The 16,612-nt window shown below is 69.7% G+C and carries 15 protein-coding genes and 1 pseudogene; 11 read left to right on the plus strand and 5 right to left on the minus strand.

Annotation, left to right across the window (positions count from 1 at the left end):
- The first annotated feature begins 53 nt into the window (after positions 1-53).
- The 3 genes from OHT57_RS29665 (at position 54) to OHT57_RS29675 (ending at position 1,582) form a co-directional block, all read left to right on the plus strand.
- The gene (locus OHT57_RS29665; RefSeq protein WP_328749607.1) at positions 54-455 is read left to right on the plus strand and encodes a winged helix-turn-helix transcriptional regulator; all 402 of its coding nucleotides are present in this window, start codon (positions 54-56) and stop codon (positions 453-455) included.
- Between the two features lie 224 nt (positions 456-679).
- Positions 680-1,189 (plus strand): DUF6082 family protein, encoded by a 510-nt coding sequence (locus OHT57_RS29670; protein ID WP_328749608.1) that lies wholly within the window; start codon positions 680-682, stop codon positions 1,187-1,189.
- 135 nt (positions 1,190-1,324) lie between these two features.
- A complete protein-coding gene (locus OHT57_RS29675; protein WP_328749609.1) occupies positions 1,325-1,582 on the plus strand; it encodes a hypothetical protein in 258 nt (85 codons plus the stop codon).
- 61 nt (positions 1,583-1,643) lie between these two features.
- Here the strand turns inward: OHT57_RS29675 and OHT57_RS29680 are convergent, their stop codons facing one another.
- The 5 genes from OHT57_RS29680 to OHT57_RS29700 form a co-directional block, all read right to left on the minus strand.
- Positions 1,644-2,723, minus strand: a complete 1,080-nt coding sequence (locus OHT57_RS29680; RefSeq protein WP_328749610.1) for a 2-oxoacid:ferredoxin oxidoreductase subunit beta — start codon at positions 2,721-2,723, stop codon at positions 1,644-1,646.
- Positions 2,716-4,644 (minus strand): 2-oxoacid:acceptor oxidoreductase subunit alpha, encoded by a 1,929-nt coding sequence (locus OHT57_RS29685; RefSeq protein ID WP_328749611.1) that lies wholly within the window; start codon positions 4,642-4,644, stop codon positions 2,716-2,718. Before OHT57_RS29685 ends, OHT57_RS29680 begins: the two co-directional genes overlap by 8 nt.
- A 275-nt stretch (positions 4,645-4,919) precedes the next feature.
- Complete coding sequence (locus OHT57_RS29690) at positions 4,920-5,615, minus strand: response regulator transcription factor (RefSeq protein ID WP_328749612.1); 696 nt, start codon at positions 5,613-5,615, stop codon at positions 4,920-4,922.
- 274 nt (positions 5,616-5,889) lie between these two features.
- Positions 5,890-7,233, minus strand: coding sequence for a sensor histidine kinase (locus OHT57_RS29695; protein ID WP_328749613.1), 1,344 nt, complete (start codon positions 7,231-7,233; stop codon positions 5,890-5,892).
- Between the two features lie 137 nt (positions 7,234-7,370).
- The gene (locus OHT57_RS29700; RefSeq protein ID WP_328749614.1) at positions 7,371-8,642 is read right to left on the minus strand and encodes a sensor histidine kinase; all 1,272 of its coding nucleotides are present in this window, start codon (positions 8,640-8,642) and stop codon (positions 7,371-7,373) included.
- A 193-nt stretch (positions 8,643-8,835) separates the two neighbouring features.
- Between OHT57_RS29700 and OHT57_RS29705 the strand changes: the two genes are divergently transcribed.
- The 8 genes and pseudogenes from OHT57_RS29705 to OHT57_RS29740 all read left to right on the plus strand — a co-directional run bounded on the left by OHT57_RS29705 (position 8,836) and on the right by OHT57_RS29740 (position 16,607).
- Entirely contained in the window at positions 8,836-9,240 is a 405-nt protein-coding gene (locus tag OHT57_RS29705) for an NADH-quinone oxidoreductase subunit A (protein WP_328749615.1), read from the plus strand.
- Complete coding sequence (locus OHT57_RS29710; protein WP_328749616.1) at positions 9,231-9,932, plus strand: NADH-quinone oxidoreductase subunit B; 702 nt, start codon at positions 9,231-9,233, stop codon at positions 9,930-9,932. Before OHT57_RS29705 ends, OHT57_RS29710 begins: the two co-directional genes overlap by 10 nt.
- Complete coding sequence (locus OHT57_RS29715) at positions 9,929-11,770, plus strand: NADH-quinone oxidoreductase subunit C (RefSeq protein WP_328749617.1); 1,842 nt, start codon at positions 9,929-9,931, stop codon at positions 11,768-11,770. The genes OHT57_RS29710 and OHT57_RS29715 overlap by 4 nt, the downstream gene beginning before the upstream one ends.
- Positions 11,767-12,735 carry a complex I subunit 1/NuoH family protein gene (locus OHT57_RS29720; RefSeq protein WP_328749618.1) on the plus strand — a complete coding sequence of 323 codons (969 nt, stop codon included), beginning with the start codon at positions 11,767-11,769 and terminating at the stop codon, positions 12,733-12,735. Before OHT57_RS29715 ends, OHT57_RS29720 begins: the two co-directional genes overlap by 4 nt.
- Before the next feature lie 2 nt (positions 12,736-12,737).
- Complete coding sequence (locus OHT57_RS29725; RefSeq protein ID WP_328749619.1) at positions 12,738-13,289, plus strand: NuoI/complex I 23 kDa subunit family protein; 552 nt, start codon at positions 12,738-12,740, stop codon at positions 13,287-13,289.
- Positions 13,290-13,306: 17 nt separating this feature from the next.
- A pseudogene (locus OHT57_RS29730) lies at positions 13,307-14,002 on the plus strand (NADH-quinone oxidoreductase subunit J family protein); the annotation flags it as partial.
- Between the two features lie 197 nt (positions 14,003-14,199).
- Complete coding sequence (nuoK, locus tag OHT57_RS29735) at positions 14,200-14,619, plus strand: NADH-quinone oxidoreductase subunit NuoK (protein ID WP_328749620.1); 420 nt, start codon at positions 14,200-14,202, stop codon at positions 14,617-14,619.
- Positions 14,616-16,607, plus strand: a complete 1,992-nt coding sequence (locus OHT57_RS29740) for an NADH-quinone oxidoreductase subunit 5 family protein (RefSeq protein WP_328749621.1) — start codon at positions 14,616-14,618, stop codon at positions 16,605-16,607. Before nuoK ends, OHT57_RS29740 begins: the two co-directional genes overlap by 4 nt.
- Positions 16,608-16,612 lie beyond the last annotated feature (5 nt).

Genomic DNA, 16,612 nt, shown 5'->3' on the forward strand with positions numbered 1-16,612 from the left:
ATAGGGGATGCGCTAACTTAAAGAAAGTACCCACTTTGAAGTAAGGTACTGGCATGACAGTAAGTACGGAACGGATCCTCCCGGAAGCGCCGACGGGTGAGGCGATGTGCCCCCACCGCCTGGTCCTGGAGCACGTGACGAGCCGCTGGGGCGTCCTGGTGCTGATCCAGCTCCTGGACCGCCCGTACCGCTTCAGCGAACTCCGCCGCGCGATCGGCCGGGTCAGCGAGAAGATGCTGACGCAGACGTTGCAGACGCTGGAGCGGGACGGCCTGGTGCACCGGGATGCCAGGCCGGTGATCCCGCCCCGCGTCGACTACTCCCTGACCGACCTGGGCCGCGAGGCGGCGGAACAGGTGCGGGGGCTGGCGGAGTGGACGGCGAAGCGGATGGGGGCGGTGCAGGAGGCGCGGGAGGGGTACGACGCGCGGAAGAGGGGCTCTGGGCAGGAATGACAGAGGTCCGCACGGCTCCCTGAACGAATGACGGCGGCGCTTACCGGGCACATTTCTGGCAGGGCGTTGGTTGACCTGAGCGGTACGTCCTTCCATGCGCCCCCTTTCCGCCTTCCACGCATGCTTGAGCGGCCCGATGCTGGGGGCGGGGCGTTGTGCCCACCCGTCCGTCGGTCCAGGTGAGCCGCCGACCGGCGTCCGGACGCCTGAATCGGGGGTTCGCATTGGCCACAGAGAATCCGGATGCGCGAGGGAACGATTCAGCGGCGGGTGGTAGGGCCGAAGAGCTGGCGGAGCAACTCGTTCAGCAACTGACCCTTCTAGCCAAGGAGATCAGGCACGCCAACCTGATACAGCTGCATCGCATTTCGGTGGAGCAGATGCAGCGCGGAATGGCGGACCCCGCTCTGGCGGACGCCGTCAGTACGCTGTCGGGCCTCTCGGAGCGCGAACGCCGTCAGATGATCCATGTCAACGCCCAGTACCACGGCATCGTGCTTCAGCATCGCGTAGAGGCCATGACCTGGAACGAACTGATGGGCCACCTCAGGGTGTTGTGCCGGAATCCGGTCTTCGACCGTTACTGGCAGCTGCACCGGGACCATCGCAGGAGCCTGCCCCGTGAGTCGCTGGAGGCGCGGGTGGGGCGAGCGGTGGACGTGGTCGTGCAAGGGCTGCGTGATGAGCCTGAGGAGTGGTGGGTGGTGGCGCACCCTGAGGAGCTGTCGCCCTGAAGGGATTGCACTCACTCCAAGTGGCGGAACTCGTCACCCCTACGGGCTAACTCCGTTTAAAATGACGTGTCTTGGGAAGCCGGGCCCGGTTGTGCCAGACGATCATGGCTCCATCTCGTCGAAGAGGCTCTCCGCGTGCACAACGAACCCCCCGCCGTCCGTATCCTCCGACGCATCGGTGACTCACCACGTCAGCGCGGGAGTGCCACGTACGACACATGTCCCGACGTCTTCGAGCTGAGTGACGGCAATTTCGCGGTCATCGGCACGGATCGGACCGAGGAGCTGGACGCCCTCCTCCCGGATGACGCCGCCCGTGCCGACTACGAGCGCATCGTCGTCATCACCCGCGACACCCTCCTGCGCGCCAAGCGCGACATCCCCGACGCCTGACGCCCGCCGGGGCCTGGACACCGTACGACGTCCAGGCCCCGGCGGGCGTCCTACGAGGCCGTCAGCCGACGACCGTCCAGGTGTCCCCGCCGGCCAGCAACGCCCCCAGATCCCCCTTGCCGTTCTGCTCGATCGCCGAGTCCAGCTGGTCCGACATCTGCGTGTCGTACACCGGGCGGTCCACCGATCGCAGGACGCCGATCGGGGTGTGGTGGAGCGTGTCCGGGTCGGCCAGGCGGGAGAGGGCGAAGGCCGTCGTGGGGGAGGACGCGTGGGCGTCGTGGACCAGGATCTGCGACTCGTTCGACGCAGTCACCGGCACCACCTTCAGGTCGCCCGTCGCCGCATCCCGGACGACTCCCTTGGACAGGTCGGCGCCGAAGCGGATCGGCCGGCCGTGTTCCAGGCGGATCACCGCTTCCTCGGCCTGCTGGCGGTCCTTCAGTGCTTCGAAGGCGCCGTCGTTGAAGATGTTGCAGTTCTGGTAGATCTCGACCAGCGCCGTGCCGGGATGTGCGGCCGCCTCGCGCAGCACCTGCGTGAGGTGTTTGCGGTCCGAGTCGACCGTGCGGGCCACGAAGGACGCCTCCGCGCCGATGGCGAGGGACACCGGGTTGAACGGGGCGTCCAGCGAGCCCATCGGCGTCGACTTCGTGATCTTGCCGACCTCGGAGGTCGGGGAGTACTGGCCCTTCGTGAGGCCGTAGATCCGGTTGTTGAAGAGCAGGATCTTGAGGTTGACGTTGCGGCGCAGGGCGTGGATCAGGTGGTTGCCGCCGATGGACAGCGCGTCACCGTCCCCCGTCACCACCCACACCGACAGGTCCCGGCGCGAGGTCGCGAGGCCCGTCGCGATCGCGGGGGCGCGGCCGTGGATGGAGTGCATGCCGTAGGTGTTCATGTAGTACGGGAACCGCGACGAGCAGCCGATGCCCGAGACGAAGACGATGTTCTCCTTGGCCAGCCCCAGCTCCGGCATGAAGCCCTGGACCGCCGCGAGGATCGCGTAGTCACCGCAGCCGGGGCACCAGCGGACTTCCTGGTCGGACTTGAAGTCCTTCATGCTCTGGCGGGCCTCGGCCTTGGGGACCAGCGTGAGTGCCTCGATCGTGCCCGAGCCTTCCGTGGACGTCTCAGCCATCGATGGCCTCCTTGAGAGCCGTGGCGAGCTGTTCGGCCTTGAACGGCATGCCGTTGACCTGGTTGTAGCTGTGCGCGTCGACCAGGTACTTCGCCCGGATGAGCGTGGCGAGCTGCCCGAGGTTCATCTCCGGGATGACGACCTTGTCGTACGCCTTCAGCACCGCGCCCAGGTTGTGCGGGAAGGGGTTGAGGTGGCGCAGATGAGCCTGCGCGATCGACTCGCCGGCCGTCCGCAGCCGTCGTACCGCCGCCGTGATCGGCCCGTACGTCGATCCCCAGCCCAGCACCAGCGTGCGCGCCTCGTGCGGGTCGTCGACCTCCAGATCGGGTACGTCGATCCCGTCGATCTTGGCCTGGCGGGTACGGACCATGAAGTCGTGGTTGGCCGGGGAGTAGGAGATGTTCCCGGTCCCGTCCTCCTTCTCGATGCCGCCGATGCGGTGTTCGAGACCCGGTGTGCCAGGCACGGCCCAGGGGCGGGCGAGGGTCTGAGGGTCGCGCTTGTAGGGCCAGAAGACCTCGGTGCCGTCGTCCAGGGTGTGGTTCGGGCCCTGCGCGAACTGCACGGTCAGGTCCGGGAGTTCGTCCAGCTCGGGGATGCGCCACGGCTCGGAACCGTTGGCCAGGTAGCCGTCCGACAGCAGCATCACCGGCGTGCGGTACGCCAGCGCGATCCGGGCCGCCTCCAGCGCCGCGTCGAAGCAGTCGGCCGGGGTGCGGGGAGCGACGATCGGCACCGGCGCCTCGCCGTTGCGCCCGAACATCGCCTGCAGCAGGTCCGCCTGCTCGGTCTTGGTCGGCAGACCGGTGGAGGGGCCGCCGCGCTGGATGTCGATGACCAGCAGCGGCAGCTCCAGGGAGACCGCGAGGCCGATGGTCTCCGACTTCAGGGCCACCCCCGGCCCGGAGGTCGTCGTCACCGCGAGCGAGCCGCCGAAGGCCGCGCCCAGTGCCGCGCCGATGCCCGCGATCTCGTCCTCGGCCTGGAAGGTCCGTACGCCGAAGTTCTTGTGTCTGCTCAGCTCGTGCAGGATGTCCGAGGCCGGGGTGATCGGGTAGGAGCCCAGGAAGAGTGGCAGGTCCGCCTGGCGAGACGCGGCGACCAGCCCGTAGGACAGGGCGAGGTTCCCGGAGATGTTGCGGTAGGTGCCGACCGGGAACGCCTTCGTCGCCGGGGCGATCTCGTAGGAGACGGCGAAGTCCTCGGTGGTCTCACCGAAGTTCCAGCCCGCCCGGAACGCGGCGAGGTTCGCCTCGGCGATCTGAGGTTTCTTCGCGAACTTCGTCCGCAGGAACTTCTCCGTGCCCTCGGTGGGCCGGTGGTACATCCATGACAAGAGGCCGAGCGCGAACATGTTCTTGCTGCGCTCGGCCTCTTTGCGGCTGAGGTCGAAATCCTTGAGGGCCTCGACGGTCAGCGTGGTCAGCGGCACCGGATGGAGGCTGTACCCGTCGAGGGAGCCGTCCTCCAGCGGCGAGGCCGCGTACCCCACCTTCTGCATCGCCCGTTTGGTGAACTCGTCCGTGTTGACGATGATCTCCGCACCGCGTGGCAGGTCGGCGGTGTTCGCCTTCAGGGCCGCCGGGTTCATCGCGACCAGCACGTTCGGCGCGTCCCCCGGCGTGAGGATGTCGTGGTCGGCGAAGTGGAGCTGGAAGGAGGAGACCCCCGGCAGGGTTCCGGCAGGGGCCCGGATCTCGGCGGGGAAGTTGGGAAGCGTGGACAGGTCGTTGCCGAAGGTCGCCGTCTCCGAGGTGAAACGGTCACCGGTGAGCTGCATCCCGTCACCGGAGTCCCCCGCGAAACGAATGATCACCCGGTTGAGACGGCGGACATCCTTCACGCCGGTCTCTTTGCGCTGCTCTCCCACGACGGCTTCGTCGGCCTGCTCCGCTGCGCTGCTGACCTGACTGGTCACTGAACTGGACCTCCCTCGAGGCGGCTGTTCGGGAGCGGCCTTCCGGCAGGCCTTCCCAGGATCAACCCTACGACCGCAGGGGTTGCCTTCCCTCGGACATTCGCATGATGGACCTGGTTTTGAGACGGTACGACGCCCTGACTTGTCATGAATTACACGCCCCCCGACGCTTTGCTTGAAGACGCTCCCACTCGTCCTGCGGTTCTTCGGATCGGTTCTTCGGGTCGGTTCTTCGGGTCGGTCGGTTCTTCGGGTCCTGGCGCCCGGACGGTGGCTCAGGAGTTCAGATAGGTGAGGACGGCCAGCACCCTGCGATGGTCCCCGTCGCTCTGCGACAGCCCGAGCTTCAGGAAGATGTTGCTGACATGCTTCTCGACGGCCCCGTCGCTGACCACGAGCTGGCGCGCGACGGCCGAGTTGGTCCGCCCCTCGGCCATGAGCCCGAGCACCTCCCGCTCACGGGGCGTGAGATTGGCGAGCACATGCTGCTTACGGCTGCGCCCCAGCAACTGTGCGACCACCTCGGGGTCGAGGGCCGTACCGCCCTGGGCCACCCGTACCACCGCGTCCACGAACTCACGCACCTCCGCGACCCGGTCCTTGAGCAGGTAGCCCACCCCGTGACTGGACCCGGCGAGCAGTTCGGTGGCGTACCGCTCCTCCACGTACTGCGACAGTACGAGTACCCCGAGTCCGGGATGTGCCTTGCGCAGTTGTACGGCGGCCCGCACTCCTTCGTCGGTGTGCGTCGGCGGCATCCGTACGTCGGCGACGACGACGTCGGGCAGCTCGCCCTGCGCGTCCAGCTCGCCGATGGTCTTGATCAGTGCCTCCCCGTCGCCCACACCGGCCACGACGTCGTGCCCGCGGTCCGTCAGCAACCGGGTCAGGCCCTCCCTCAGCAGCACTGAATCCTCGGCGATGACCACCCGCACCCTGTCCTCCACGACTCTCGGCCCCCCAGCCCACATCCTGCCCATCCGCCGGACAGGTCCAGCATTCCAGCATTCGGATGCGGACGGGCGTGGGCAACGGGATTAGGGGGCCGTAGATACGAACAAAGGGCCGAGAACGGGGGGTCAGGTGCGGAATCCGGCCACGCCTTTCAGCCCCTCCGGCGTTTGAGGAGCGGGGGTCCGGGGGCGGAGCCCCTGGGAACGGGGTCGAAGGGGCAGCGCCCCTGGGTATGGGACGGGAAAGGGCGGTGGGGGCGAAAACCCCCACCGCCCGCTCACTCAGGACCCGTCACACCCGATTCCCCCGCCAAGGCAACTCCGCGGTCACCCGAGTAGGCCCTCCCACCGGCGAGTCCACCACCAGGATCCCGTCAACGGCATCCAACCGCTCCGCCAACCCCGCGAGCCCGGACCCGGAGGACACGTCGGCTCCGCCCACCCCGTTGTCCACCACCTGAAGCATCAGCCGGTCCTCCACCCGCCACACGTCCACCGCGGCCGACGTGGCCCGGGAGTGCTTGCTGATGTTCTGCAACAGCTCCGACACCGTGAAGTACGCGATCCCCTCGATCGCGGGCGCCGGCCGGGCCGGCAGATCCACCTCCACCTGCACCGGCACCGTGCACCGGGACGCCACCGAGGACAGCGCGGCGTCAAGGCCCCGGTCGGTCAGCACGGCCGGATGGATCCCCCGAGCCAGATCCCGCAGCTCCTGCAGCGCCGTCTTCACCTCACCGTGCGCCTCGTCCACCATCCGCGCCGCCGCGGCGGGGTCCTCCGTGAGCTTCTCCTTCGCCAGCCCCAGATCCATGGCCAGCGCCACCAGCCGGGCCTGCGCCCCGTCGTGCAGGTCGCGTTCGATACGCCGCAGATCCGCCGCCGCCGTGTCCACCACGACGCCCCGGTCCGACTCCAGCTCCACCACCCGCGCCGACAGCCGGGTCGGCCCGAGCAGACCCGTCACCATCGCCCGGTCCACCGTCGTCAGCGCCCGCACGATCCACGGCGTGGCCAGCGTGAACAACAGCCCCACCAGCGCGGTCACGGTGATCTCGAACGGGTTGTCCAGATAGATGTGGTGGGTCTGGTCGCCGTACAACTGGAGTCCGTCCTGGCCGGCGTACGCCGGGAAGACCCAGAACCACAGCGGATACGTCAGCAGCGCCCAGCCGTACACCCAGAAGTTCACCGCGACGGCGAACGAGAACACCGCCCACGGCAGGTGCAGCACGGAGTACAGCAGGGTCCGCCAGGACGTCCCGCTCTTGAGGACCGCCCCCATCCACGCCATGAACCCGGGCTTGCGCATTCGCAGCGGTTCCGGGTCCGCCAGTTCCAGATCCAGCAGCGCCCGCGCCCGCGCCCGCTCCAGCGCCCCGAGCCCCCGGCACCCGGCGAGCCCCGCCGCGAACACCGGGATCCCGAGGAAGGTCACGAGCAGACCCGCACCCAGCGAGACCATCGTGACGGCGTACGTGAACAGCACGATGCTGATCGGAAGGCTCAGCAGCACATAGCCGAACTCACGCCAGGTCCGCCCCTCGAACGGCGCCCGCAGCCCCGCCGGCACCCGGTGCCGCCGCGCCTCCTCGGGGAACCCGAGCCCACTGTCGTACCCGTAGTCCGTGGCCATCGACGTCGTCCTTCTTCTCTCGTCCCGCGCCTGTGGTGTCGTACCTCCACCCTGCTGGGCCGCAGCTCAACGGACCATGGAGGCCGTCGGCGTCTTGGAAGGGGGGTTTTCCCCACCCCTTCCGGCCGCAACGGCCGTCACTGCCTGTGCGGCGCCCGGTCCCGCCACGGCAGCTCGGCCGTCACCACCGTCGGGCCGCCCGGCGGCGAGTCGATGACGAACAGGCCGTCGACCGCGTCCAGCCGCTCCGCGAGCCCGCGCATACCGGTGCCGCCGTCGAGCCGGGCGCCGCCGCGGCCGTCGTCCCACACCTGGATGAGCAGCCGTTCCTCCGACCGCCACACGTCGACCGACGCCGACCTTGCCCCGCTGTGCTTGCTGATGTTCTGCAGCAGCTCGGAGACGGTGAAGTAGGCGATGCCCTCGATCGCCTGCACCGGCCGCGCGTCGAGGTCGGCGGTCACCTTCACCGGCACCGTGCAACGCGAGGCGACCGACGACAGGGCCGCATCGAGCCCGCGGTCGGTCAGCACGGCCGGATGGATCCCCCGAGCCAGGTCCCGCAGCTCCTGAAGCGCCAACTTCACCTCGCCGTGCGCCTCCGCGACCATCGCCTGCGCGTACTCCGGGTCCTCCAGGAGCTTCTCCTTCGCGAGGCCGAGGCCCATGGCCAGATTGACCAGCCGGGCCTGCGCCCCGTCGTGCAGATCCCGCTCGATGCGCCGCAGGTCGGACGCGGCCACGTCCACCACGACCCCCCGGTCCGACTCCAGTTCCGCGATACGGCGTTCCAGCTCGGTCGAGGGCGACAGCAGACCGCGCACCATCGCCCGGTCCACGTTGGTGAGGCCCCGCGCGATGAACGGCAGCACCGGCCACAGCACGAACAACGAGGTCAGCGTAAGGGCGAAGGTGACGATGCCCCAGGGCAGCCGGACGAAGTCGTACAGCACCGTCCGCCAGCCCACCGGGTCCTTCAGACCCATCCACAGCTGGGGGAAGAAGCCGCTGCCGCCCTTCTTGGTGCGCCACGGCAGCGGACTCGGTTCGTCCACCTGCAGTCCGAGCAGCGCCCGGGCCCGCGCCCGCTCCAGCTTGCCCAACTGCCGCGCGCCCAGCAGACCGGCCGCGAGCAGCGGGAACCCGATCACCGTGACGGTCAGCCAGAGACCGGTGAACAGCACGGTCATGACGTAGGTGAAGCCGAGGACCGACATCGGAAGGTTCGCCAGGAGATGCGCGATCTCCTTCCAGGTGTGTGCGTCATAGGCGAAACGGGCCGGTGGCAGTCGCCCGCCGTCGGTTCGGCCGCTGGTTCCGGCGGATCCTCCGGCGATTCCTCCGGTGGCTCCGCCGGTGGTTCCGCCGGTGGTCACGGCACGGCTCGGGGACGAGTGGCGTTCGGTCATATGAGCTAGCCTGCCGCGCGGGACCGCCGGGCGCCATGAGGCGGGCCGCCGCCGTGCCCTGGGGAAAACCCCACCCCTGTCTTCGAACGGGTGACGGGCTGCTTACGGGTCCTTTATCAGGGCCTAGACTCCCGTGCGTACAGATCGTCGAACAGCGGTGTTCATCGATGTCCACAGGGAGCGAGGGGCGGACGTGCCGGAACCGACCGTCGATACGACCGTCGTCGCGGCGGACTACTTCCAGTCGTACTCGGTCGTCGGACTGCTCGCCGTCATCGGCGTGCTCTTCGTCGCCGTCGCCTTCGGCGCCGGCCGCCTGCTGCGGCCCGTGGTCCCCACCCCCGAGAAGCTCCTGACGTACGAGTGCGGAGTCGACCCCGTCGGCGAGGGCTGGGCCCACACCCAGGTCCGCTACTACGTCTACGCCTTCCTGTACGTCATCTTCGCCGTCGACTCGATCTTCCTGTTCCCGTGGGCGACGGTCTTCGCCGCTCCCGGCTACGGCGCGACCACCCTCGTCGAGATGTTCATCTTCCTCGGCTTCCTCGCAGTGGGCCTCCTCTACGCGTACAAGAAGGGTGTCCTGGAATGGACGTGACCCCCTCGGAGCCTGTTCTGCTTCCGGAGCCGAAACGGCTGGGCGCCCTCGCCCGCCTCGCCCCCGAGCCGATGAAGGTCATCCTCAACTGGGGCCGCCGGTACTCCCTCTGGGTCTTCAACTTCGGCCTCGCCTGCTGCGCCATCGAGTTCATCGCCGCGTCGATGGCCCGCCACGACTTCATCCGCCTCGGCGTCATCCCCTTCGCACCGGGTCCGCGCCAGGCCGACCTGATGGTCGTATCCGGCACGGTCACGGACAAGATGGCCCCGGCCGTGAAGCGCCTCTACGAGCAGATGCCCGAGCCCAAGTACGTCATCTCCTTCGGCGCCTGCTCCAACTGCGGCGGCCCGTACTGGGACTCGTACTCGGTCACCAAGGGCGTCGACCAGATCATCCCGGTGGACGTGTACGTGCCGGGCTGCCCGCCCCGCCCCGAGGCACTCCTCCAGGGAATCCTGAAACTCCAGGAGAAGATCGCGAGGGAGTCCCTGGCGGAACGCTACGGATCCCCCGCGGCACGCCCGTCGCCGGCGGCCCTTCAGAGCGGGTTGGTGAAGGGGCCGGGGGCTCCGGGCGGGGCCGATGCCGGGGCCGATGCCGGGGCCGAGGTTTCGGGTGAGCCGGTGACTTCGGGTGATATCGAGGCTTCAGGTGACGTGGCGGCTTCTGGCGAGGGGGACGTGCGGTGACCGCCGTCGGCTGGCTCCCCGCCCCCGTCGAGGAACTCTTCGGCCCCGACGCCACCGCCGAGGAGTCCTACGAGGTCCTGACCGTCGACGTCCCGCCCACGACCTGGCTCACGGCGCTCCGCGTGGCCCGCGACGAACTGGGCTGCACCTACTTCGACTGGCTCAGCGCGGTCGACGAACCCGGCACCGGCTTCCGTGTGGCGGCCCACGTGGCGGCCCTCGCTCCGGTACGACGCCTGCTGCTCCGCACGACGATCTCCCACGAGACCCCGGCGCTGCCCACCGCCGTCGACATCTACGCGGGCGCCGCCTGGCACGAACGCGAGACCCACGAGATGTTCGGCGTCACCTTCGACGGCCATCCCTCCCTCACTCCTCTCCTGTTGCCGGAAACCTTCGAGGGCCACCCCCTCCGCAAGGACTTCGTCCTGGCCGCCCGAGTCGCCAAGGCCTGGCCCGGCGCCAAGGAACCGGGCGAGTCCGAACACGGCGGCCCCAAGCGCCGCCAGATGCTCCCGCCGGGAGTCCCCGACCCGAACGAATGGGGCCCCCTGAAAGGCCAGTTGCCCCCGGCTCCGGCCCGTGGCGCGGCCCGCACCCCGGCCGAACGCCCTGCCCGAGCCACAGCCGACCGTCCGCCCCGACGGGCCCGTTCGGTGACACAGGGCTCGGCGAGCCAGGCGGCGGATCCCGGGGCACCGGGTGTGACGGCTGGTGGTTCAGGTCGTGCGCGCACGGCAGCCGATGGCTCGGCGAGCCAGAGCGCAGTTGGAGCGGCGGAGGCGGCGGAGGCGACGGACACGGAGGACACGGCGGCGGCGGAGGCGGCGGGCGGTGCTTCGGAGGCCTCACCGACGGGCGGTGTTGCGGAGGGTTCACTGACCGGCGGTGCTGCGGGGGTTTCACCGACGGGCGTGCCCCGACGCCCGCGCACCGCTGCGCAGGGCTCGGTCGGACAGACGGCACCGGGAGTCGACCGCACGAATGACGGCCCGGCAGCAACGGCGAGCGGCGCGCCCCAGCCGGGTGCCCGGGCAACCGGCTTGCCTGCGTCTTCGTCGGATACTCCGGCGGCCGGGCCGCCCGCGGCTACGGCAGGTGCTCCGGTCAAGGACTCGCCGATGCCGGGGTCGGAACCCCCGGGGTCGGAGACCTTGGCGTCGGACACTCCGGGGCCGGGGAGCTCGGGGCAGGACACCTCATCGTCGGACGCTCCGGCGTCGGAGGCCCCAGGGCTGGACGTCCCTGCCTCGGGTGCCCCGGCATCGCAACGCCCTGGAGCCGCGAGCGGTGTCCCGGCCGGGCCCCGTCGGGCACGCAGCGCTTCGGGCGGTTCCGCGAGCCGCCCTACCGAGAACGCCTCCGATCCGTCGGCCGACAGCGCGGGCGTCAACCCTGCGTCGCCAAAGGCCCCCACCAGCCCCCGTAGTTCCGACGCACCGTGGCACCACGCCCGCCCGGCCTTCGACGACCCCGGAATGGAACGATCTCCCACGTCGGAGGACGCGGAACCCTCCGAGCACTCCGAACGGCCCAAGGCGTCCGAGGAGCCCAGTACTTCAGAGGAGCCCGGTGACTCCGAGGGGCCTGCCGCCCCAGAGGAGCCCGGTGACTCCGAGGCGGCAGGCGCTTCCGAGGAACCCGGCGCTTCCGAGCTCCCCGAGGGCCCTCAAGCTCCGGCACCTATCGAAGACGCCGACGACGCCTCCGAGGACACACACCCGAACCCTCACGGCGCCGCCCCGACCCCCGACGACTCAACCCCGGACGAGCCCCAGGCCCCCGCCACGCCCAACACCCGTCACACCCCCGGCAAGCCCGCAGGAGGCCCGCAGTGAACGACGCTGTCGACGTCGCCCTGCGACTCCTGATCGTCTTCGTCGTCTTCCTCACCTTCCCCCTGATCATCGGCCAGACCGAGCACAAGGTGATGGCCCACATGCAGGGCCGCCTCGGCCCGATGTACGCCGGCGGTTTCCACGGCTGGGCCCAACTCGTCGCGGACGGCGTGAAGTTCGCCCAGAAGGAAGACATCGTGCCGGCGGGCGCGGACCGCCGTATCTTCCAACTCGCCCCCGCTGTAGCCCTCCTGCCCTACCTCCTCGTCCTCCTGGCCATCCCGATCGGTCCCGGCGAGGGCGCAGTCGGCGAGGTGGTCGACGCGGGTGTGTTCTTCGTGCTCGCCGTAATGGGCGTGGGTGTTCTCGGCTCCCTCATGGCCGGCTGGGCCTCCGCCAACAAGTTCTCCCTCCTCGGCGGTCTCCGCACCGCCGCACAGCTCCTCGCCTACGAACTCCCGATGCTGCTCACCGCCGCCTCGGTGGCGATGGCGGCCGGGACCGTCTCCCTCCCCGGCATCGTCGACGCCTTCGAGTGGTGGTGGCTGCCCTGGCAGATCGTCGGCGCGATCATCTTCTTCGTCGCCGGCCTGGCCGAACTCCAACGGCCCCCCTTCGACATGCCGGTTGCCGACTCGGAGATCATCTTCGGTGCCTACACCGAGTACACCGGCCTTCGCTTCGCCCTGTTCCTCCTGGCCGAGTACGCCGGAATCGTCGTCCTGTGCGGCCTCACCACCGTCCTCTTCCTGGGCGGCTGGCACGGCCCGTGGGGGGCCGACGGTCTCGGCTGGGTCTGGACCCTCCTCAAGACGGCCGTGCTCGCCTTCGTCGTCATCTGGCTCCGCGTGACCTACCCCCGGCTGCGGGAGGACCAGCTCCAGAAGCTCTCCTGGACCCTCCTCGTCCCCCTCTCCCTCGCCCAGATCGCCCTCACCGGCGTCGTCAAGGTGGTGATTCAGTAACCATGGCCCCCATTCCTGGCTCAGGCCTGGCCAAGGGCCTGGCCGTCACCCTGCGCACGATGACGAAGAAGACCGTCACCGAGCAGTACCCCGACGCTCAGCCCGACCTCCCGCCCCGCGCCCGAGGCGTGATCGGCCTGTTCGAGGAGAACTGCACGGTCTGCATGCTGTGCGCCCGTGAGTGCCCCGACTGGTGCATCTACATCGACTCGCACAAGGAGACGGTCCCGGCGGCGGCCCCCGGTGGCCGCGAACGCAGCCGTAACGTCCTGGACCGCTTCGCCATCGACTTCTCCCTCTGCATGTACTGCGGTATCTGCATCGAGGTGTGTCCTTTCGACGCCCTGTTCTGGTCCCCGGAGTTCGAGTACGCCGAGACCGACATCCGCGAACTCACCCACGAGCGGGACAAGCTCCGCGAGTGGATGTGGACCGTCCCGGCCCCGCCGGCCCTCGATCCCGGCGCGGAGGAACCGAAGGAGATCGCGGCCGCCCGCAAGTCCGCCGAAAAGCTGGCGGCCACGCAGGCCGAGTCACAGGAGGGGAACGCGTGAGCCTCGCCCCTGCCTTGATGACCACAGCCGCAGCCGAAACCCACGGCTTCCTCTCCCCGACCGGCGTCGAGATCGCCTTCCTGCTCGTCGGCCTGGTCACCTTCGGCGCCGCGATCGTCACCGTCACCACCAAGCAACTGGTGCATGCCGCCCTGTGGCTGGTGGTGGCCCTCGGTGGTCTCGCAGTCGAATACCTCCTGCTCACCGCCGAGTTCATCGCCTGGGTGCAGGTCCTCATCTATGTCGGCTCCGTAGTCGTCCTCCTCCTGTTCGGTCTGATGCTCACCAGGGCCCCCATCGGCCGCTCCCCGGACGCCGACTCCGACAACCGCTGGGCCGCCCTCGCCGTGGCCGTCGCCGCGGGCGCCGCTCTGGTCTGGGTGGTCGTCGATGCCTTCCGCGCCACCTGGATCGACCTCGACGGCGCCGCCGCCGGCTCCACCGAGGTCACCGGAGCCAGCCTCTTCCAGAACTGGGTCCTCCCCTTCGAGGCCCTCTCCGTCCTGCTCCTCGCGGCCCTGGTCGGCGCGATCGTCCTGTCCCGCAAGGCAAAGGCGGAGTCGAGCTCTCCCCCTGTGAACTCCCGAGCCGCGACCGGGAGTTCCCCATCCGTCCCGGATTCCCGTAATCACCCGATCAGGCGAAATGCGCCGGTCAAGGGAACTCGGCCGGTTGAGGGAACGGGGCCGGCCGATCCCTCCACACCGGCCAAGGCCACCGAGTCGGCCAGGGTCACCAAGTCGGTCAAGGCCACCGAGTCGGCCAGGGTCACCGAGTCGGTCAAGGCCACCGAGTCGGCCAGGGTCACCAAGTCGGTCAAGGCCACCGAGTCGGCCAAGAGCCCTGCGTCGGCCGGTGGTCCCGAGTCGGCCAAGGGCCCTGCGTCGGCTGAACAGGAAGGCGCCAGCTGATGCACCTCGCCTATCCCGCCGTGCTCGCCGCCCTCCTCTTCTGTACCGGCCTCTACGGCGTCCTCGCCCGCCGCAACGCGATCCTCGTCCTCATGTCGGTCGAGCTGATGCTCAACGCCGTCAACCTGAACCTCGTCGCCTTCGACGTCTGGCTCAGCAAGGCCGCCGAGGAGACCCTGCACTCCGGTCAGGCCCTGACCCTGTTCACCATCGCCATCGCCGCCGCCGAGATCGGCATCGGTCTGGCGATCGTCCTCGCCGTCCACCGCAACCGCGGCACCGCCGACATCGACAAGCTCCGCGACACGGCCGAGGGCCACGAATCCGACGGCTCCGACGACGGCGTCCCCCTTACGGCCGAGCAGGACGCACGGTCCGGGCAGACCGGACGGACCGGAAAGGCTGAGGCCACCGCGTGACCACGACCACCCTCGCCGTTCTCGTCCCCCTCCTTCCCTTCCTGGGCGCCGCGGCCGGCCTGCTCCTGGGCCGCACGGCCCCCGGCTTCGTCCGCCCGCTCGCCGTCCTGCCGACGCTGGCCGCCCTCGCGCTCGCCGCGGTGGTCGCCGTACGCCAGGGCGGCGACCAGGTGATGAACGCCGCCACCGAACTCACCCCCACCGGTTCGGTCCCGATCGAACTCGCCCTGCACATCGACGGCTTCGCCGCCCTTGTCGCCGTGCTGGTCGGCTTCGTCGCCATCTGTGTGCAGATCTACTCGACGGGCTATCTGCGCGACGACCCGCGCTACCCCTCGTACGCCGCTCTCGTCTCCCTCTTCACCTCCGCGATGCTGCTCGTCGTCTACTCCGGCGACCTGGTCGTGCTGCTGGTCGGCTGGGAGATCATGGGCATCTGCTCGTACTTCCTGGTCGGTCACTACTGGGAGACCCCGGAGGCCCGCGCCGCCTCCCTCAAGGCCTTCCTGGTGACCAAGCTCGGTGACGTCCCCTTCCTGATCGGCCTCTTCGCGCTGGCCACCGACGCCGGTTCCTTCCGTATCGCCACCGTCCTCGACACCGTCGCGCACGGCGGACTCGACCACCCGACCCTGATCGCCCTGCTGCTCCTCGCGGGTGTGGCCGGCAAGTCGGCGCAGTTCCCGCTCCACACCTGGCTCCCGGACGCGATGGCGGGCCCCACACCCGTCTCCGCACTGATCCACGCCGCGACGATGGTCACCGCCGGCGTCTACTTCACCGCCCGTCTCCTCCCGGTCTTCGAGGCCTCCCAGGCCGCAATGGTGGTCCTCGCCGTCATGGCCGCCGTCACGATGCTCGGCTCGGGTCTGGCCGCGCTCGCTCAGGACGACATCAAGCGCGTCCTCGCCTACTCGACGATCGGCCAGCTCGGCTACATGACCGGTGCCCTCGCCGTCGGCGACCGCGGCGCCGCCGTCTTCCACCTCCTGTCGCACGGCGCCTTCAAGGCGCTGCTGTTCCTCGCGGCCGGCGTGATCATCCACGCCGCCGGCACCAACTCGCTGGCCGCCATGTCCCGCATGCAGGACCTGCGCGCCCGCGTCCCCGACGCCTACTGGACGATGACCGTGGCGCTCCTCGCGCTTGCCGCGATCCCGCCCTTCAGCGGTTTCTTCTCCAAGGAGTCCGTCCTCGGCGCCGCCGAGCATGTCGCCACCGGCCACACCGAGCACGCCCCCGGCGCCGCGGGCTGGATCACCTTGTTCGCAGGCCTGTTCACCGCCCTGCTCACCGCCGCCTACGCGACGCGCCTGTGGCTGCTGGCCTTCTACGGGAGAGGCGCCGAGGCCCCCGACCACGGCCGTCAGCCGCTCCCGATGACCGTGGTGCTGTGGGTCCTCGCCGCTCCGTCACTCGCCCTCGGCGCGTTCGCCTACCGTCTGCTGCCCGACTGGTTCGACGGCCGCGACCTCACCCCGACCCTCACCACGTCTGTCGTCGGCACGGGCGTGGCCCTGATCGGCGGCATCATCACCTACGCCGCCTGGCGCCACACCAGCGCGCTCGCCATCCGTGCCCCGCTCGGTGCGGTCGCCGCGCACCCGGGCGGGGCCGCGCAGGTCGAGGCAGAGGCTATTGCCAGCCACACCCCCGTGTACGGGGACATCGCCTACGCGCCCGATCCGGCGGACCCGGGCCGCCTTCTGCTGGGCCCACTGCACCGGCACGCGGCCGGCGGCTTCCACCTGGACGCCCTGTACACAGCTGTCTTCGTCCGCCCGGTCCAGGCCGGAGCCACCCTCGTCCGGTTCCTGGACCGTGAGGTCGTCGAGGCCTACGTACGCGGCGCGGGCACTCTGCCGCGCTGGCTCGGCACCGCCGTACGACGGACACAGACCGGCAATCTGCAGACCTATGTGAGCGCGCTGCTCGCCGGCACCGTCATCCTCGCGGTCGCCGCCGTCCTCGTCGCCACGGGAGCGTGAGCAGG

It is taken from the genome of Streptomyces sp. NBC_00285, from assembly GCF_036174265.1.
In the GTDB taxonomy this organism is placed as follows: Bacteria; Actinomycetota; Actinomycetes; order Streptomycetales; family Streptomycetaceae; genus Streptomyces.

What these genes read in the sequence shown, in the direction of transcription:
- OHT57_RS29700 (WP_328749614.1), bottom strand. Translation starts at nt 8,642, where the DNA reads ATGACCGAACGCCACTCGTCCCCGAGCCGTGCCGTGACCACCGGCGGA.
- OHT57_RS29710 (WP_328749616.1), top strand. Translation starts at nt 9,231, where the DNA reads ATGGACGTGACCCCCTCGGAGCCTGTTCTGCTTCCGGAGCCGAAACGG.
- nuoK (WP_328749620.1), top strand. Translation starts at nt 14,200, where the DNA reads ATGCACCTCGCCTATCCCGCCGTGCTCGCCGCCCTCCTCTTCTGTACC.
- OHT57_RS29695 (WP_328749613.1), bottom strand. Translation starts at nt 7,233, where the DNA reads ATGGCCACGGACTACGGGTACGACAGTGGGCTCGGGTTCCCCGAGGAG.
- OHT57_RS29665 (WP_328749607.1), top strand. Translation starts at nt 54, where the DNA reads ATGACAGTAAGTACGGAACGGATCCTCCCGGAAGCGCCGACGGGTGAG.
- OHT57_RS29690 (WP_328749612.1), bottom strand. Translation starts at nt 5,615, where the DNA reads ATGTGGGCTGGGGGGCCGAGAGTCGTGGAGGACAGGGTGCGGGTGGTC.
- OHT57_RS29680 (WP_328749610.1), bottom strand. Translation starts at nt 2,723, where the DNA reads ATGGCTGAGACGTCCACGGAAGGCTCGGGCACGATCGAGGCACTCACG.
- OHT57_RS29725 (WP_328749619.1), top strand. Translation starts at nt 12,738, where the DNA reads ATGGCCCCCATTCCTGGCTCAGGCCTGGCCAAGGGCCTGGCCGTCACC.